17 protein-coding genes and 1 tRNA gene are annotated in these 13,846 nt (G+C 72.4%); 17 read left to right on the top strand and 1 reads right to left on the bottom strand.

The window, feature by feature from the left end:
• Positions 1-160 precede the first annotated feature (160 nt).
• Positions 161-236: transfer RNA gene (locus tag ACFX59_RS12395), tRNA-Val, on the bottom strand.
• Positions 237-420: 184 nt separating this feature from the next.
• On the opposite strand from ACFX59_RS12395, the gene ACFX59_RS12390 reads away from it, so the two are divergent.
• The 17 genes from ACFX59_RS12390 (at position 421) to ACFX59_RS12310 (ending at position 13,767) form a co-directional block, all read left to right on the top strand.
• Entirely contained in the window at positions 421-897 is a 477-nt protein-coding gene (locus ACFX59_RS12390) for a hypothetical protein (RefSeq protein WP_354294016.1), read from the top strand.
• The gene (locus ACFX59_RS12385) at positions 897-2,207 is read left to right on the top strand and encodes a DNA-packaging protein (protein ID WP_387432581.1); all 1,311 of its coding nucleotides are present in this window, start codon (positions 897-899) and stop codon (positions 2,205-2,207) included. Before ACFX59_RS12390 ends, ACFX59_RS12385 begins: the two co-directional genes overlap by 1 nt.
• Positions 2,208-2,329: 122 nt before the next feature.
• Positions 2,330-3,433, top strand: coding sequence for a phage portal protein (locus tag ACFX59_RS12380; RefSeq protein WP_387432579.1), 1,104 nt, complete (start codon positions 2,330-2,332; stop codon positions 3,431-3,433).
• Positions 3,430-3,735, top strand: a complete 306-nt coding sequence (locus ACFX59_RS12375) for a DUF6127 family protein (RefSeq protein ID WP_387432578.1) — start codon at positions 3,430-3,432, stop codon at positions 3,733-3,735. The genes ACFX59_RS12380 and ACFX59_RS12375 overlap by 4 nt, the downstream gene beginning before the upstream one ends.
• Entirely contained in the window at positions 3,732-4,112 is a 381-nt protein-coding gene (locus ACFX59_RS12370; RefSeq protein ID WP_387432577.1) for an HK97 family phage prohead protease, read from the top strand. Before ACFX59_RS12375 ends, ACFX59_RS12370 begins: the two co-directional genes overlap by 4 nt.
• 1 nt (position 4,113) lies before the next feature.
• Positions 4,114-5,112, top strand: a complete 999-nt coding sequence (locus ACFX59_RS12365; protein WP_387432576.1) for a phage major capsid protein — start codon at positions 4,114-4,116, stop codon at positions 5,110-5,112.
• A gap of 197 nt (positions 5,113-5,309) precedes the next feature.
• Positions 5,310-5,807: a hypothetical protein gene (locus tag ACFX59_RS12360; protein ID WP_387432574.1), complete on the top strand. Its 498-nt coding sequence runs from the start codon at positions 5,310-5,312 to the stop codon at positions 5,805-5,807.
• Positions 5,804-6,193, top strand: a complete 390-nt coding sequence (locus tag ACFX59_RS12355; RefSeq protein ID WP_307102432.1) for a DUF3168 domain-containing protein — start codon at positions 5,804-5,806, stop codon at positions 6,191-6,193. Before ACFX59_RS12360 ends, ACFX59_RS12355 begins: the two co-directional genes overlap by 4 nt.
• Before the next feature lie 11 nt (positions 6,194-6,204).
• Entirely contained in the window at positions 6,205-6,612 is a 408-nt protein-coding gene (locus tag ACFX59_RS12350; protein WP_387432571.1) for a phage major tail protein, TP901-1 family, read from the top strand.
• Positions 6,609-6,923, top strand: a complete 315-nt coding sequence (locus ACFX59_RS12345; RefSeq protein WP_307102435.1) for a gene transfer agent family protein — start codon at positions 6,609-6,611, stop codon at positions 6,921-6,923. Before ACFX59_RS12350 ends, ACFX59_RS12345 begins: the two co-directional genes overlap by 4 nt.
• Positions 6,920-7,120: a phage tail assembly chaperone gene (locus tag ACFX59_RS12340; RefSeq protein ID WP_387432569.1), complete on the top strand. Its 201-nt coding sequence runs from the start codon at positions 6,920-6,922 to the stop codon at positions 7,118-7,120. The genes ACFX59_RS12345 and ACFX59_RS12340 overlap by 4 nt, the downstream gene beginning before the upstream one ends.
• Positions 7,113-7,649, top strand: coding sequence for a tail tape measure protein (locus tag ACFX59_RS12335; RefSeq protein WP_387432567.1), 537 nt, complete (start codon positions 7,113-7,115; stop codon positions 7,647-7,649). The genes ACFX59_RS12340 and ACFX59_RS12335 overlap by 8 nt, the downstream gene beginning before the upstream one ends.
• A gap of 42 nt (positions 7,650-7,691) precedes the next feature.
• Entirely contained in the window at positions 7,692-9,965 is a 2,274-nt protein-coding gene (locus ACFX59_RS12330) for a TIGR02217 family protein (protein WP_387432566.1), read from the top strand.
• Positions 9,962-10,768: a DUF2163 domain-containing protein gene (locus tag ACFX59_RS12325; protein WP_387432564.1), complete on the top strand. Its 807-nt coding sequence runs from the start codon at positions 9,962-9,964 to the stop codon at positions 10,766-10,768. The genes ACFX59_RS12330 and ACFX59_RS12325 overlap by 4 nt, the downstream gene beginning before the upstream one ends.
• Positions 10,765-11,133 (top strand): peptidoglycan endopeptidase, encoded by a 369-nt coding sequence (locus ACFX59_RS12320; RefSeq protein WP_387432562.1) that lies wholly within the window; start codon positions 10,765-10,767, stop codon positions 11,131-11,133. The genes ACFX59_RS12325 and ACFX59_RS12320 overlap by 4 nt, the downstream gene beginning before the upstream one ends.
• Positions 11,133-13,271 carry a phage tail protein gene (locus tag ACFX59_RS12315; protein ID WP_387432561.1) on the top strand — a complete coding sequence of 713 codons (2,139 nt, stop codon included), beginning with the start codon at positions 11,133-11,135 and terminating at the stop codon, positions 13,269-13,271. Before ACFX59_RS12320 ends, ACFX59_RS12315 begins: the two co-directional genes overlap by 1 nt.
• Positions 13,264-13,767 carry a DUF2793 domain-containing protein gene (locus ACFX59_RS12310; RefSeq protein WP_387432560.1) on the top strand — a complete coding sequence of 168 codons (504 nt, stop codon included), beginning with the start codon at positions 13,264-13,266 and terminating at the stop codon, positions 13,765-13,767. The genes ACFX59_RS12315 and ACFX59_RS12310 overlap by 8 nt, the downstream gene beginning before the upstream one ends.
• Positions 13,768-13,846: the final 79 nt, after the last annotated feature.

Below are 13,846 nucleotides of genomic sequence, written 5' to 3'. Positions count from 1 at the left end.
TTCATCTTTATGAGGTGGAGAGCGGGATAAGTTGCCACGGGCGAAACACCTCCGCGTTCTCCGCGCCTCCGCGCGAACACAATCTCTTCTGATCCACTGCCCCGCACGGCATCCGGACCCCGGCTTTCGCCGAGTCGGGCCTATCCGATGATGTCTGGAATGGTGGGCGATGACGGGCTCGAACCGCCGACATTCTCGGTGTAAACGAGACGCTCTACCAACTGAGCTAATCGCCCCCTCTCGGGAAGCCCCGCCTAATGCCGGGGTGTCGGGCATCTGGCAAGCCGCTTTTGCGTCGCGAACCGCAGCGGTTCCTTTGTTGGATACAAAGCCGATCGCATCCGGTACATAACAGGAACATCGGAGGCGGCCTGACCGGGGGAGCGGTCGGGGGCGTCCGGTGCTTCGGGGGGAGCGGGGATGGCCGGAACGGGGGAGGGTGCGCGGTGGACGCAGGCGCGGCGACGGCAATTCCTGGCGGCGCTGGCGGTCAGCGCGGATGCGGGCGTGGCGGCGCGGGCGGTGGGAGAGACGCTGGGCGCCGTACGCGGGTTGCGGCGACGCGATCCGACCTTCGCGGATGGCTGGGCCGAGGCGATCGGCGCGGCGCACGCGCTGGTCGAGGAAGGCCTGCTGCGCCGGATGCTGACCCTGTTGGCCCAGGGTGGGGAGGAGGGCGGAGAGGCCGGTGCGGGGACCACCGGCCTCTCCATCACCCCGCCGCTCTCGGCCACCGAGGTGCAACTCTATCTGAAGCTGCTCGCCCGGCGGGATGCGCTGGCGCAGGCCGGTGACGGGGCGAACGCCGCGGCGCGCGCCGATGCGGCGGAGACCGATGCGGCGCTGGAACGCGCGCTCGACGGCCTGGCGCGGCGGCGGTTGAAGGGGATGGCGTGATGGCGGGAGAGGATGCGGCGACGCGGCTCGCCACGCTGGCGATGCTGGAACCGGAGGCGCGGGGGCAGGCGCTGGCGGCGCTGACCCCGGCGCAGAAGCGTGAGCTGGTCGAGCGATGGGAATTATGGGCGCATGACGGACAGATCGCGCCGCCGGGCGACTGGCGGGTCTGGCTGATCCGCGCGGGGCGCGGCTTCGGCAAGACGCGCGCGGGGGCGGAGTGGGTGAGTGCGCTCGCCCGCGACAATCCGGGCGCGCGGATCGCGCTGATGGGGGCGACCCTTCGCGATGTCGAGCGGGTGATGGTGCGCGGCGAAAGCGGTCTGCTGGCGGTGGCGCGTAAGGGAGAGACGCCGCGCTGGATCGGCAGTTTGGGGCAGGTGCATTTTGCGTCGGGCGCGATCGGCTTCGCCTATTCGGCGGCGGCGCCCGAGGCTTTGCGCGGGCCGCAGCATCATGCGGCCTGGTGCGACGAACTGGGCAAATGGAAGGGGGAGGCCGGGTGGGACAATCTGATGATGACGCTCCGGCTGGGGGAGCGTCCCCGCGTGCTGGTCACGACCACGCCGCGCGCGACGCCGCTGATGCGCAAGGTCATGGCGCTGTCCGATTGCGTCGAGACGATCGGGCGGACCAGCGACAATGCGCATCTGCCCGACAGCTTCCAGGACGCGATGCTGGCGCAATATGGCGACACGCGGCTGGGGCGGCAGGAGCTGGACGGCGAGATGGTCGACGATCGCGAGGGGGCGCTGTGGACCCGCGCGCTGCTCGATCGGCAGCGGGCGAAGACGGTGCCCGCGCTCGACCGGGTGGTGGTCGGCGTCGATCCGCCCGCGACCAGCAGCGGCGATGCCTGCGGGATCGTCGCGGTCGGGCTGGGTCGCGACGGCCATGGCTATGTGCTGGAGGATGCGAGCGAGGCGGGGCTGTCGCCCGAGGGCTGGGCGGCGCGGGTCGCGGGCTGCGCCAGGCGCAACCGCGCGGACCGGGTGGTGGCCGAGCGCAACCAGGGCGGCGACATGGTGGAGAGCGTGCTGCGGCTCGCCGACCCGACCCTGCCGGTGCATCTGGTCTATGCCTCGATCGGGAAAGCCGCACGGGCGGAGCCGGTGTCGTTTCTCTATGCGCAAGGCCGCGTGTGGCATTCGCGTGGCTTCCCCGCGCTGGAGGACGAGCTGTGCGGGCTGGGCGTGGCGGGAGCCTATGACGGGCCGGGCCGCTCGCCGGATCGCGCGGACGCGCTGGTCTGGGCGCTGACCGAGCTGATGCTGTCGGGCCGGGGGCCGCCGGGGATACGGAATCTCTGAACCCGTCATCCCGGCGAAGGCTGGGATCTTCGGGTGGTGCAGGAACGGGGCGAGCGAGGCCCCAGCCTTTGCTGGGGCGACGGACGCCGATTGTGGCGGCAGGCCTTTCGAGGAGCAGAAGGATGAGGATGTTCGGTCGCAAGGCCGGGCGGGGGGCTGCGCGTCCCTTGCTCGGGCTGGGCTTGGCCCGGTCGGGGGTGCCGCTGACGGGGGCGGCACCGTCCTATGAAAGCCAGGTGCGCGAGGGCTATCTGCGCAACCCGGTGGCGCAGCGCGCGGTGCGGATGGTGGCGGGCGGACTGGCGGAAGCACCGCTGGTCGCCTCGCATCCCGAGCTGGTCGCGCTGGTCGCGGCGCGCAGCGAGGGGCAGGCGCTGCTGGAGACGGTCGCGACCCATATGCTGCTGCACGGCAATGCCTATGTGCAGTTGCTGCGCGACGGCGATGGCGCGGTCGTCGAGCTGTTCGCGCTGCGCCCCGAACGGGTGACGATGGAGCTGGACGCGAGCGGCTGGCCCGCCGCCTATCTCTACCGCGCAGGGGGGCGGGTGACGACGCTGCCGGTCGATCCGATCCGGCCGCAGGTGGTGCATCTGAAAAGCTGTCACCCGCTCGACGATCATTATGGGCTGGGCTGTCTGGGCGCGGCGGCGGGGGCGATCGCGATCCACAACGCCGCCGCGGCGTGGAACCGCGCGCTGCTCGACAATGCGGCGCGGCCGTCGGGGGCACTGGTCTATGATCCGGGTGACGGCTCGACCCTGACCCCGGACCAGTTCGAGCGGTTGCGCGCCGAGATGGAGGGCTTTGCGGGCAGCGGCAATGCGGGGCGGCCGCTGCTGCTCGAAGGCGGGCTGAAGTGGCAGGCGATGAGCCTGACCCCGGCGGAGCTGGACTTCATCGCGGCCAAGGCGTCGGCGGCGCGCGAGATCGCGCTGGCCTTTGGCGTGCCGCCGATGCTGCTCGGCCTGCCCGGCGACAACACCTATGCCAATTACCGCGAGGCGAACCGCGCGCTGTGGCGCCAGGCGATCCTGCCGCTGGCGGGCGCGATCCTGAGCGGGCTGTCGCAGGGGCTGGCGGGCTGGTTCGAGGGGGCGAGCCTGTCGGTCGACATGAATCGCGTCACCGCGCTGGCCGAGGAGCGGCAGATGCTGTGGCAAATGGCGGCGAGCGCGGACTTCCTCGATCCGGCGGAGAAGCGCGCCATGGTAGGTCTGTCATGAGCGGCGACGTTCTGGCGCGGCTGCTGGCGCAGGCGGCGGACAGCGGTGCGGACCTCGTGACGCTGCGCGCGGTCGCCGAGGAAGCGGGCGAGCTGGGCGCTACGCGCGCGCTGACCCGGCTGGGCCTTTCGGACGCCGAGGCGGCGGGGGATGTCGCGGAACTGCGCGAGCTGCTGACCGCGTGGCGCGAGGCCAAGTCGTCGGTGTGGAAGAGCATGGTCGGTTGGATCAGCCGGTTGCTCGGCGCGCTGCTGCTGGCGGGAATCGCGATGCGGATGGGGATGGAGGACTGGCTGAAATGAGCCTTTCCTTCACGGGCTATGCCGCGATCTGGGACCGGATGGACCGGGTGGGCGACGTCATGCGGCGCGGCGCGTTCGCGGGCGCGGGGCGGGTGCCGCTCCTCTGGCAGCATCGCGGGGCGGCGATGGGGCGCATCGAGTCGCTCGTCGAGGACGCCACCGGGCTGGCGGTCGCGGGCGTGGTCGAGGACCCCGTGCTCGCCGCGCTGGTCCGGTCGGGCGCGGTGGCGGGGCTGTCGGTCGGTTATCGGCCGCGCGTCGTCCACCAGGGCGCGGCCCGCGCGATCCTGTCGGCGGAACTCATCGAGATCAGCCTGGTGACGGTGCCGATGCAGCCGCTCGCCCGCGTGAATCACCTTTCAACCAAGGGGAATTGATATGGACGTGATCGAACGACCCGTGCTGGACGGCGCGCGCGACAAGAGCGACGGCGCGTTTGGCGGCTATGTGCGCAGCGGCACCACCGTCGAGCTGAAGGCCTTTACCGGCACGACCGGGGACAGCGGCGGCTTTGCCGTCCCGCGCGAGATCGATGCGGCGATCGCCTCGGTCCTGAAGACCGTCTCGCCGATCCGGGGCATCGCCAATGTCGTGGCGGTGGGATCGGCGGGCTATCGCAAGCTGATCACCACCGGCGGCACGCCGTCGGGCTGGGCGAGCGAGACGGCGGCGCGGCCCGAGACCGCGACGCCCGCCTTTGTCGAGCTGGCGCCGCCGATGGGCGAGCTCTATGCCAATCCCTCGGCCAGCCAGGCGATGCTGGACGATGCGGCGTTCGACGTCGAGGGCTGGCTGGCGGAGGAGATCGCCACCGAATTCGCACGGGCCGAGGGCCAGGCCTTCATCACCGGATCGGGCGTCAACCGGCCGCGCGGCTTGCTGACCGGCCCGATCTCCTCGGCCCGGGACGGCACCCGCCCCTTCGGCACGCTGCAATATCTGGCGAGCGGGGCGCCCGGCGCGTTCGGGCCCGCCCCCGACGAACGGCTGGTCGACCTGATCCAGTCGCTTCGTGCGCCCTATCGCCAGGGGGCGTGCTTCGTGATGAACGCCGCGACCTCGGCGCGCATCCGCAAGATCAAGTCGGGCGACGGCCAGTTCCTGTGGGCGCCGGGGCTGGTGGCGGGGCAGCCCGCGACGCTGCTCGGCTATCCGGTGGTCGAGGCGGAGGACATGCCCGACATCGCGGAGAATGCCTGCGCGATCGCGTTCGGCAATTTCCGGCTCGGCTATCTGATCGCCGAGCGCGCCGAGACGGCGATCCTGCGCGATCCGTACAGCAACAAGCCGTTCGTCACCTTCTACGCCACGCGGCGGGTCGGCGGCTGTGTCAGCGACTCGGAGGCGATCAAGCTGATGAAGTTCGCGACGAACTGACCCCTCGGAAAAATCGGGGCAGCCGGCAGGCGGCTGCCCCGTAGTTCAGGGAGGATGCCGGACCCGGCCGGGGGGCGCGGGGTCGGCATGGCCGGTGCCCAAGGGGGAGGCGGGCAGCGGCTGAGCAGGTCTCTGCTCCCCAAGTGTGACGATCATATGTCGCGCCTGTCGCAACTTGTATCGGTGAAGGAGAATTCATGATGAGCGGGACGATGGAGCCCCTGCCCGCCGCGACCGTGACGGCGGCGGCGGGCGCGGTGCGCGCGCTGTTGCGGCTGGACGAGGGCAATGAGGCGGCGCTGGTCGAGCGGGTCGCGGGCGTCGCGCTGGGGCTGGCAGAGTCCTTTTGCGGACAGGTGCTGATCGCGCGAGTCGTCGAGGAGCCGGTGACGGCGTCGGTCGCGTGGCAGGCGCTATCGGCGACGCCGGTCGGCGCGATCCTGTCGGAGGGCGAGGGGGCGATAGACCGTGATGGTCGTGGCTGGGTCCGTACCGGCGCGGCGATCACGGTGCGTTATCGCGCCGGGCTGGCAGCGGACTGGACGGGCTTGCCGCCCGAGATCGCGCATGGCGTGGCGATCATGGGCGCGCACCTGTTCGACAATCGCGAGGCCGCCGCCGTGCCGCCCGCGGCGGTCGCGGCGCTGTGGCGGCCCTGGCGGCGGATGCGGCTCGATACGCCGAGGCGGTCGTGACCGCGCGCGAGGCGCTGCGCACCGGCCTGTTGACTGGCCTTCGCACCGTTTTGCAGCCGCTGGCGGTGACGGTGTTCGACGCGGTCCCGGTGCGCGGCGGCGTCCCGCAGGCGGTGCTGGGCGAGCCGAGCGACAGCGACTGGGGCGCGGCGGGGATCGAGGGGCGCGAGCTGCGCGTGACCGTGACGTTGAGCGACGAGGGCGAACAGCCCCGGCGGCTGCGCGCGGCGATGCAGGCGGTCGAGGGGATCGCGCTGCCCGCCGCGCTGTCGGACGGATGGCGGGTCGCCGGGCTGGCGGTCATCGCGACCCGCATGGCGAAGACGGGCGCGCGCTGGACCGCGAGCGTCGAATGGCGCGCCCGTTTGTGGCGCGCGGGACAATAAGGGGGGACATCATGGCGATCGAAAAGGGAAGCGCCTTTCTGCTCAAGATCGGCGACGGGGCCGAGCCGCCCGCCTTCGCGACGATGGCGGGGCTGCGCACGACGCAGCTGTCGATCAACGGCGAGACGGTGGTGGTGACGAACAAGGATTCGGGCGGCTGGCGCGAGCTGCTGTCCGGCGCGGGGGTGCGGCATGTCAGCGTCGCGGGCGCGGGCGTGTTCACCGGATCGGCGGCGGAAGCGCGGATGCGCGGCCATGCGCTGGCGGGCACGATCGAGACCTATCGGCTGAGCTTCGAGAGCGGCGGGTCGATGACCGGCCGATTCCTGGTCACGCGCCTCGACTATAGCGGCGATTTTAGCGGCGAGCGGACCTACACGCTGGCGCTCGAAAGCTCCGGCCCGGTGGTGACGGCATGAGCGCCGGGGCCAATCCGGTGCGCGGCGAGGCCGCCTTGCGGGTCGGCGGCGCCGAGCTGGTCGTGCGGCCGAGCTTCCAGGCGCTGGTCGCGGCGGAGGGCGAGCTGGGCCCGCTGTTCGAACTGGTCGAGCGAGCGGGCGAGGGGAAATTGTCGCTGGGCGAGGCGGCGGCGCTGATCTGGCACTGCCTGCGCGAGGTGCCCGAGGGGCTCAGCCGCGAGCAGCTGGGCGAGGCGCTGGTCGAGCTGGGGCTGGCGGCGCTGGCGCCGGTGCTGCGGCAATTGCTGCGCCAGATCCTGGGCGGGCGATGAGCTTTGCCGACGATGCGGCGCGGCTGGCGGGGATGGCGGGCGCGGTGCTGGGCTGGTCGCCCGACTGCTTCTGGCGCGCCACCCCGGCCGAGCTTCACGCGGTGGTCGGGGCCTTGACGGGGGTAGGGCAGGGCGAGGGCGATCCGCCGTCGCGCGCCACGCTGGCCCGGTTGCGGGAGATGTATCCGGATGGATGAGCAGGATTTCGCGCCGCGCATCGATATGCGTGGCTTCACCGCGGACATGGCCGCGATGCGTGCCGATCTGTCGCATGGGCTGGGCGATGCCGCCGAGCTCGGCGCGCGTAGCGTCGAGGGGGCGCTGCTCCGGGCGGCGCGGACCGGCCGGTTCGGTTTCGAGGAGCTGAAGGCGACCGCGCTGTCCGCGCTGGACCAGATCGCCCGTGCGGCGTTGCGGCAGGGGGTGGGGGCGGTCGGTGACGGCGGCCTGTTGGGCCTGCTGGGCGGACTGGCGTCGGGCCTGCCGGGGCGGGCGACCGGCGGGCCGGTATCGCCCGACCGCCCCTATCTGGTCGGCGAGCGGGGGCCGGAGGTCTTCGTGCCGACCAGCAGCGGCCGGGTCGAGCCGTTGCGCCCCGCCGCATCACCGCGCGACGTGCGGGTGGCGATCACGATCAACGCCGGGGCGGGCGAGGCGGCGGGGGTGCTGCAACGCTCCGGCCGCCAGGTGGCGCGTGCGGTTCGCGCGGCGCTGGCGGAGGATTGAGGCGCCTACGACGGCCCAAGGGACAAGGGGAGGGGAAAAGCGGTGCAATGGTGTCTGCATGAGCAGCGGCGGGATCAGCGGGGCGATCATCTGTCGCGCTTCGATCCCCGTTACTGGACCGTCGACTTCCCGCGCCCGATGATGGCGGCGGTGGTCGCAAGCGGGGCGGACAGCCTGCGCGTCGACACGGTCTTCTATCGCACCGACGATCTGGCGGGGCTGATCTGGGAGTCGGCCGACCGGCACGACCATCCGCTGCTTCGCTATGACACGGTGCGCGACTATCGCGATTGCCGGTTGCGGTTCCGCTGGCGTTCGGGCGGGATCAAGCCGCTCGACGCGCGGCATGGGCCGACGCTGACCATCGAGGGGCGCGACGCAAGCGGCAAGGCGCGCGCCTGGTATGTCCGGCTGTGGAATTATGCGACCGGCACGGCGGAGGATGCGGAGGTCGCGATCGACTTCGCGAACCTGGCGGGCGGGTTCAGATTTCCCGAGGAGCGCGATCCCGTCTGGGCGGGCGATGTCGACCGCATGTTCGTCTCGCTGGTCGCGCCCGATTACGATGCGGGGGCGGCCTTTCTGGCGCGACCGCAGGAGGGGTGGGTCGAGCTGACCGGCATCTCCTGCGACGGGCCGGGCGCGGTGATCGGGGTCGGCGCGGCGGTGCTGCCCGAACAGGGGTTCCGCATCGCCAGCGGCTATGACGACAGCTATCACCTGACGCCGCAACGTTTGCTGCGCAACATGCTGCACCTCGGCTATCGCGGCGACCTCGTCCATTATGTCGGCATGAGCCATTATTTCCGGCTCGAACGCAGCGGCGACGGGCTGTACGCCAGCCTGGCGGGCGGCGTGCTCAACGCGCCCTGCGCCGCCTGGCATCGCGGGTTCGCGGTCGAGGCCAGGGCGCTGGGCTATGACCCGATCTGGTCGCTGTCCTATGAACTGTTCGACGCGCATTGCTGGGGCGACTGGAAGCAGCGTTCGGCCGATGGCGCGCCGGCGCTGACCGGCTGGTCGCCGCCCTCGACGCTGCTCAGCCCCGCGCATGGCGGGGCGATGGCGTATCTCCAGGCGGTGGCGCGCGCGTTCCTGGCGATCGGGCAGGCGGCGGGGCTGCCCCCGAAATTCCAGGTGGGCGAACCCTGGTGGTGGGTGCGCCCCGCCGACGGCGCGCCGTGCCTGTACGACGCGGCGGCGGTGGCGGCCTTCGCGCCGGTGCCGATGGCGAGCATGGCGGAGGCGCGGAGCCAGGCGCAGCGCGATACGCTCGACCGGGCGGGGGCGTGCCTGGCGGCATCGACGGCGGCGCTGTGCGCGGCGGCGAAGGCGGCGGCGCCGGGCTGCGTCACCCATTTGCTGACCTATCTGCCGACCGTGCTCGACCCGGCCGCGCCCGAGGCCGTCCGCGCGAACATGCCGGTCGGCTGGGCGAGCCCCGCCTTCGATATCCTGCAACTGGAGGATTATGACTGGGTGACGGCGGGCGACACCGCCTCGACCCGCAAGGGCGTCGCGCTGGCCGAGGCGCGGCTGGGCTATCCGCCGGAGCGGCAACATTATTTCTCGGGCTTCGTGCTGCGCGCCGATCAGCGGGCGCAATGGGGCCGGATCGCCGAGGCGGCCGGGGTCGCGCGGGCGCGGGGGATCGCGGCGACCTTCGTCTGGGCGATGCCGCAGGTGATGCGCGACGGGTTCGTCTGTTGGGAAGGGGGAGAGGATCGCGTGCAGGCTTTCGACGATGTGCTGTTCCCGCTGGCGCTGGGCCGCGAGGCGGAGGTGACGCCGGGCTTTTCCACCGCGATCCTGACGAGCGCGGGCGGGCGCGAGGCGCGCAATGCCGCCTGGGCGGAGGCGCGGACCACCTATGATGTCGGCCCCGGCCTCCGCTCGGCCGAGGATATGGCGACGCTGCTCTCCTTCTTCCGCGCGCGGCTGGGCCCGGCACGCGGATTCCGGCTGCGCGATCCGTTCGACAGCAGCGCCACCGACGAGGCGATCGGCACCGGCGACGGCACCACCCGCCGCTTCGCGCTGGTCCGCCATTATGGCGACCAGCCGCGCCGGATCACCCGGCCGGTCGCGGGCAGCGTCTCGGTAAGGGTGGCGGGCCGGGGCGTGACGGGCTTCGTCGTCGAGCCGGGCGGCTGGCTGTTGTTCGACACCGCTCCCGTGGCGGGCGCGGCGATCGCTGCCAGCTTCGCCTTCGACGTACCCGTCCGCTTCGCCGAGGACCGGCTGAGCGTGACGCTGGCGGGGTTTCGCGCCGGGGCGGCGGCGTCGGTGCCGCTGGTCGAGGTGCGCGAGGCATGAGCGGCGATACGCTGACCGGCTGGGTGCTGTGCTGGCGGATCGAGCGGTCCGACGGGGTGACGATCGGGCTGACCGGCCATGACCATGACCTGTGGATCGACGGTCTTCGCTACCGCGCCGCGCCCGGCCTGACGCCCAGCGCGATCCTGCGCGGCGACGGCCTCGACCCCGATCTGATGGATGCCTCGGGCGCACTCACCAGCGAGGCGATCGGCGAGCGCGACCTGCTGGCGGGCCGCTGGGACGGCGCGCGCGTGGCGGCGATCGCGGTCGACTGGAGCGGCGCGGGCGACCCGGTGCCGCTGGGCCAGGGGACGATCGGCGCGGTGCAGTTGGGCGAGGGGGGCTTCACCGCCGAACTGCGCGGCGTCGGCGCGCTGCTCGACCGTCCGGTGGCGGCGGAGACCTCGCCCGACTGCCGCGCCGCGCTGGGCGACCGGCGGTGCCGCGTGCCGATGGCGGGGCGGCGGCGCGTCGCGCGGGTGACCGACTGGGACGGCGAGGCGATGCTGACCGTCGCGCACGACGAGCCGGTCGCCAATGCCTATGGCCAGGGGCGGCTGATCTGGTTCGGCGGCGCCAATAGCGGGCTGGAGGCGGTGGTGTTGCGGTCGGAGGGGCGGCGTTTGTGGCTGGCCGCCACGCCCGCCTTCGCGGTCGAGGGCACGCCGCTGGTCGAGCTGGTCGAGGGGTGCGACAAGCGGTTGGAGACCTGTGTCGCGCGGTTCGGCAACGTCCTGAATTTCCGGGGCGAGCCGTTCCTGCCCGGTATCGACCTGCTCACCCGCTATCCCGGCGCATGAGCGCGGTGGCGGCGGCGGCGGTCGCGCTGATCGGCGTGCGGTTCCGGCTGCACGGGCGCGACCCGGCGCATGGGCTGGACTGTGTCGGGCTGGTTGCGGCGGCGACCGGGCGGGCGGCGCCGACCGGCTATGGCTGGCGCAGCGGCGACGCGGCGAAGGCGGCGGCGGCGCTCGATGCGCAATTTCAGAGGACGACGGATTCGCCGGGCGCGGTGCTGCTGCTGCGCGCCGGGCCGGGGCAGCTCCATCTGGCGATCCGGGTCGGCGACGGGATCGTCCATGCCGATGCGGGCCTGCGCCGGGTCGCCTGGCGGCCGGGTGTACCGCCCTGGCCGGTGCTGGGCTGTTGGAAGGGGGAGGGATAATGGCGACCTTGGTGTTGGGCACGGTGGGGCGGGCGCTGCTGGGGCCGGTGGGCGGCGCGATCGGTGCGCTGATCGGCAACCGCGTGGATCATGCGGTGCTGGGGCCGCGACGGCAGCAGGGCCCGCGCCTGACCGAGCTGTCGGTCCAGACCTCGACCTATGGCACGCAGATGCCCGCCGTCTTCGGCACGATGCGGGTCGCCGGGCCGGTGATCTGGGCGACCGACCTGGTCGAGGCGCGCGGGCTGACCGGCGGGGGCAAGGGGCGTCCGGCGACCGAAAGCTATAGCTATACCGCCAATTTCGCGGTCGCCTTGTCGGGGCGGCCAATCCGGCGGGTGGGGCGTATCTGGGCCGATGGCCGGTTGCTGCGCGGGGCGGCGGGCGATTTCAAGGTGGCGACGGGCTTTCGCCTCCATCCCGGCACCGAGGATCAGCCGGTCGACCCGCTGATCGCCTCGGTCGAGGGGGCGCGCGCCTCGGCCTGTCGGGGCCTGGCCTATGCGGTGTTCGAGGGGCTGGCGCTGGCCGAGTTCGGCAATCGCATCCCCCAGCTGACCTTCGAGGTCGAGGCGGACGAGGCGCCGCTGTCCTGCCGTGCCATCGCGCAGGCGTTGTGCGGGCAGGTGCGCGGCGGCGATGCGGGCGCGACCGTCGCGGGATTCGCCGCAAGCGGGGGCAGCGTGCGCGCGGTGCTGGACATGCTGGCCGATATGAGCGGCGGGCAATGGGTCGCCGAGGGCGACGGCATCCGGCTGGTCGCGCCGTCCGCATCCGCCACGCCCGCCGTCACCATCCGCGACGACGCCGTGGCGGCGGACGGCCATGGGCGGCGCGGCCAGCGCGCCATCGCCAGCGAGGCGAGCATCGCCGCCAGCGTGACGGTGGCGCATTACGACCCCGCCCGAGACTACCAGATCGGGCAGCAGCGTGCGCGTCGCCCCGGCGGAGTGCGCGACGAGCGGCTGGAGCTGGCCGCCGCGCTGGATGCGGCGACCGCGCGGACATTGGCGCAGGATCGGCTGGCGCGGCTGTCGGTCGAGCGGGTGCGGCGCACGGTGACGCTCGGCCCCGAAGCGCTGGCCATCGCGCCGGGCACCATCGTCGCGATCGCGGGAGAGGCGGGGCGCTGGCGGGTGATCGAATCCGCCTGGGAGAATATGGCGGTGCGGCTGACCTGCGTGCCGCTGGGCCGGGGCGGGCCGATGCTGCCCGCCGCATCCGGCCGGATCGCGCCCGCGCCGGACCGGGCCATCGGCGCCACCCGGCTGGTCGCCTTCGAAGCGCCGCCGCTCGACGACCAGCCGCTCGGCACGCCGCGCCTGTCGGTGGTGGCGGCGGGCGGTCCCGGATGGCGGCAGGCCTCGCTCGCCTATAGCCTGGACGACGGCGCGAGTTGGACCGCGCTGGGCCTGACGGCGATGCCCGGCGTGATCGGGCGGGTGACGGCGGTCTCCCCCGGCGGGGCGATCGGCCTGATCGACCGGCGCGGGGCCTTGGTCGTCGCGGTGGCGGAGGATCTGGCGGATGCCGATCCGGCCGCGATCGATGCGGGGGCCAATCTCGCCTGGGTCGGCGGCGAGCTGTTGCAGTTCGCGCGCGCCGAGCCGCTGGGTGACGGGCAATGGCGGCTCAGCCAGCTGCGACGCGGCTTGCGCGGGACCGAGGCGATGGTCGGCCAGGCCGGACCCGGCGACGCCTTCGTCCTGATCGCGGCGGCCAGCGTCCGGACGATCGACATTCCCGTCACGATGCTGGGCGCTCGGGTCCGCTTCCTGGCGCATGGCGTGGGCGATGGTGTCGATGGGGTGCAGGCATCGGCGGTGGTGACCGGCCAGTCGGTCCGCCCGCCCGCGCCGGTCCATCTGCGCTGGCGCCGAGGCGAGGACGGGCGGGTGACGATCGGCTGGACCCGACGGAGCCGCATCGGCTGGGGCTGGACGGACCGGGTCGACGCGCCGCTGGGCGAGGAGAGCGAGCGCTACCGCGTGACGATCGGCGAGCGGGAGGAGGATGTCTCGGCACCCGTCTGGACGGGCAGTGCGCCCGCCGGGACGCGGGTGGCGGTGCGGCAATTGGGGACGCTGGCGGCATCTTTGCCGCTGGTCGCGATATTGGGGGAGGGACGAGATGGGTGAGGAAACGCCGCGCTGGACGCTGCCGTTGCTGTCGGCAGGGCAGGCGCAGAAAGAGGTGACGCATAACGAGGCGCTGAGCCTGCTCGATCTGGTCGTGCAACCCTGTGTCGAGGCGGTCGGGCTGAACGCGCCGCCTACCGATGCGACACCGGGTCAGGCCTGGGTCGTCGGCGACCAGCCGACCGGCGCCTGGACCGGCCATGCCCGGCATCTGGCGGGCTGGACCGCCGGGGGCTGGCGGTTCCTGATTCCGCGGCCCGGCCTGTCGGTATGGAGTCGGGCCGATCGCTGCCGATCGGATTGGGGTGAGGATGGCTGGCGGACGGGCCGAGTGACGGCGCGCGAGTTGCTGGTGGAGGGAAAAAAGGTTGTTGGCACGCAACAAAGTGGCATCGCGCTTACAGAAGGTGGGCAAGTCATTGATTCACAGGCAAGATCGGCGGTCGACGCGGTGATCCGCGCGCTGCGGAACCATGGCTTGATCGCCTCGGCATGACCCAAAATCTGTGCTTTTAATGCCACAGTCGGGGGCTTTTGTTTGCTTGCGTGGAAACCAACCCTCCGATAGTGAGTTT

Origin of the sequence: Sphingomonas sp. NCPPB 2930, assembly GCF_042867205.1 — a bacterium.
Taxonomy (GTDB): domain Bacteria; phylum Pseudomonadota; class Alphaproteobacteria; order Sphingomonadales; family Sphingomonadaceae; genus Sphingomonas.
Note: the sequence above shows the minus strand (reverse complement) of the source record. Positions and strands in the feature narration are given on the sequence as shown.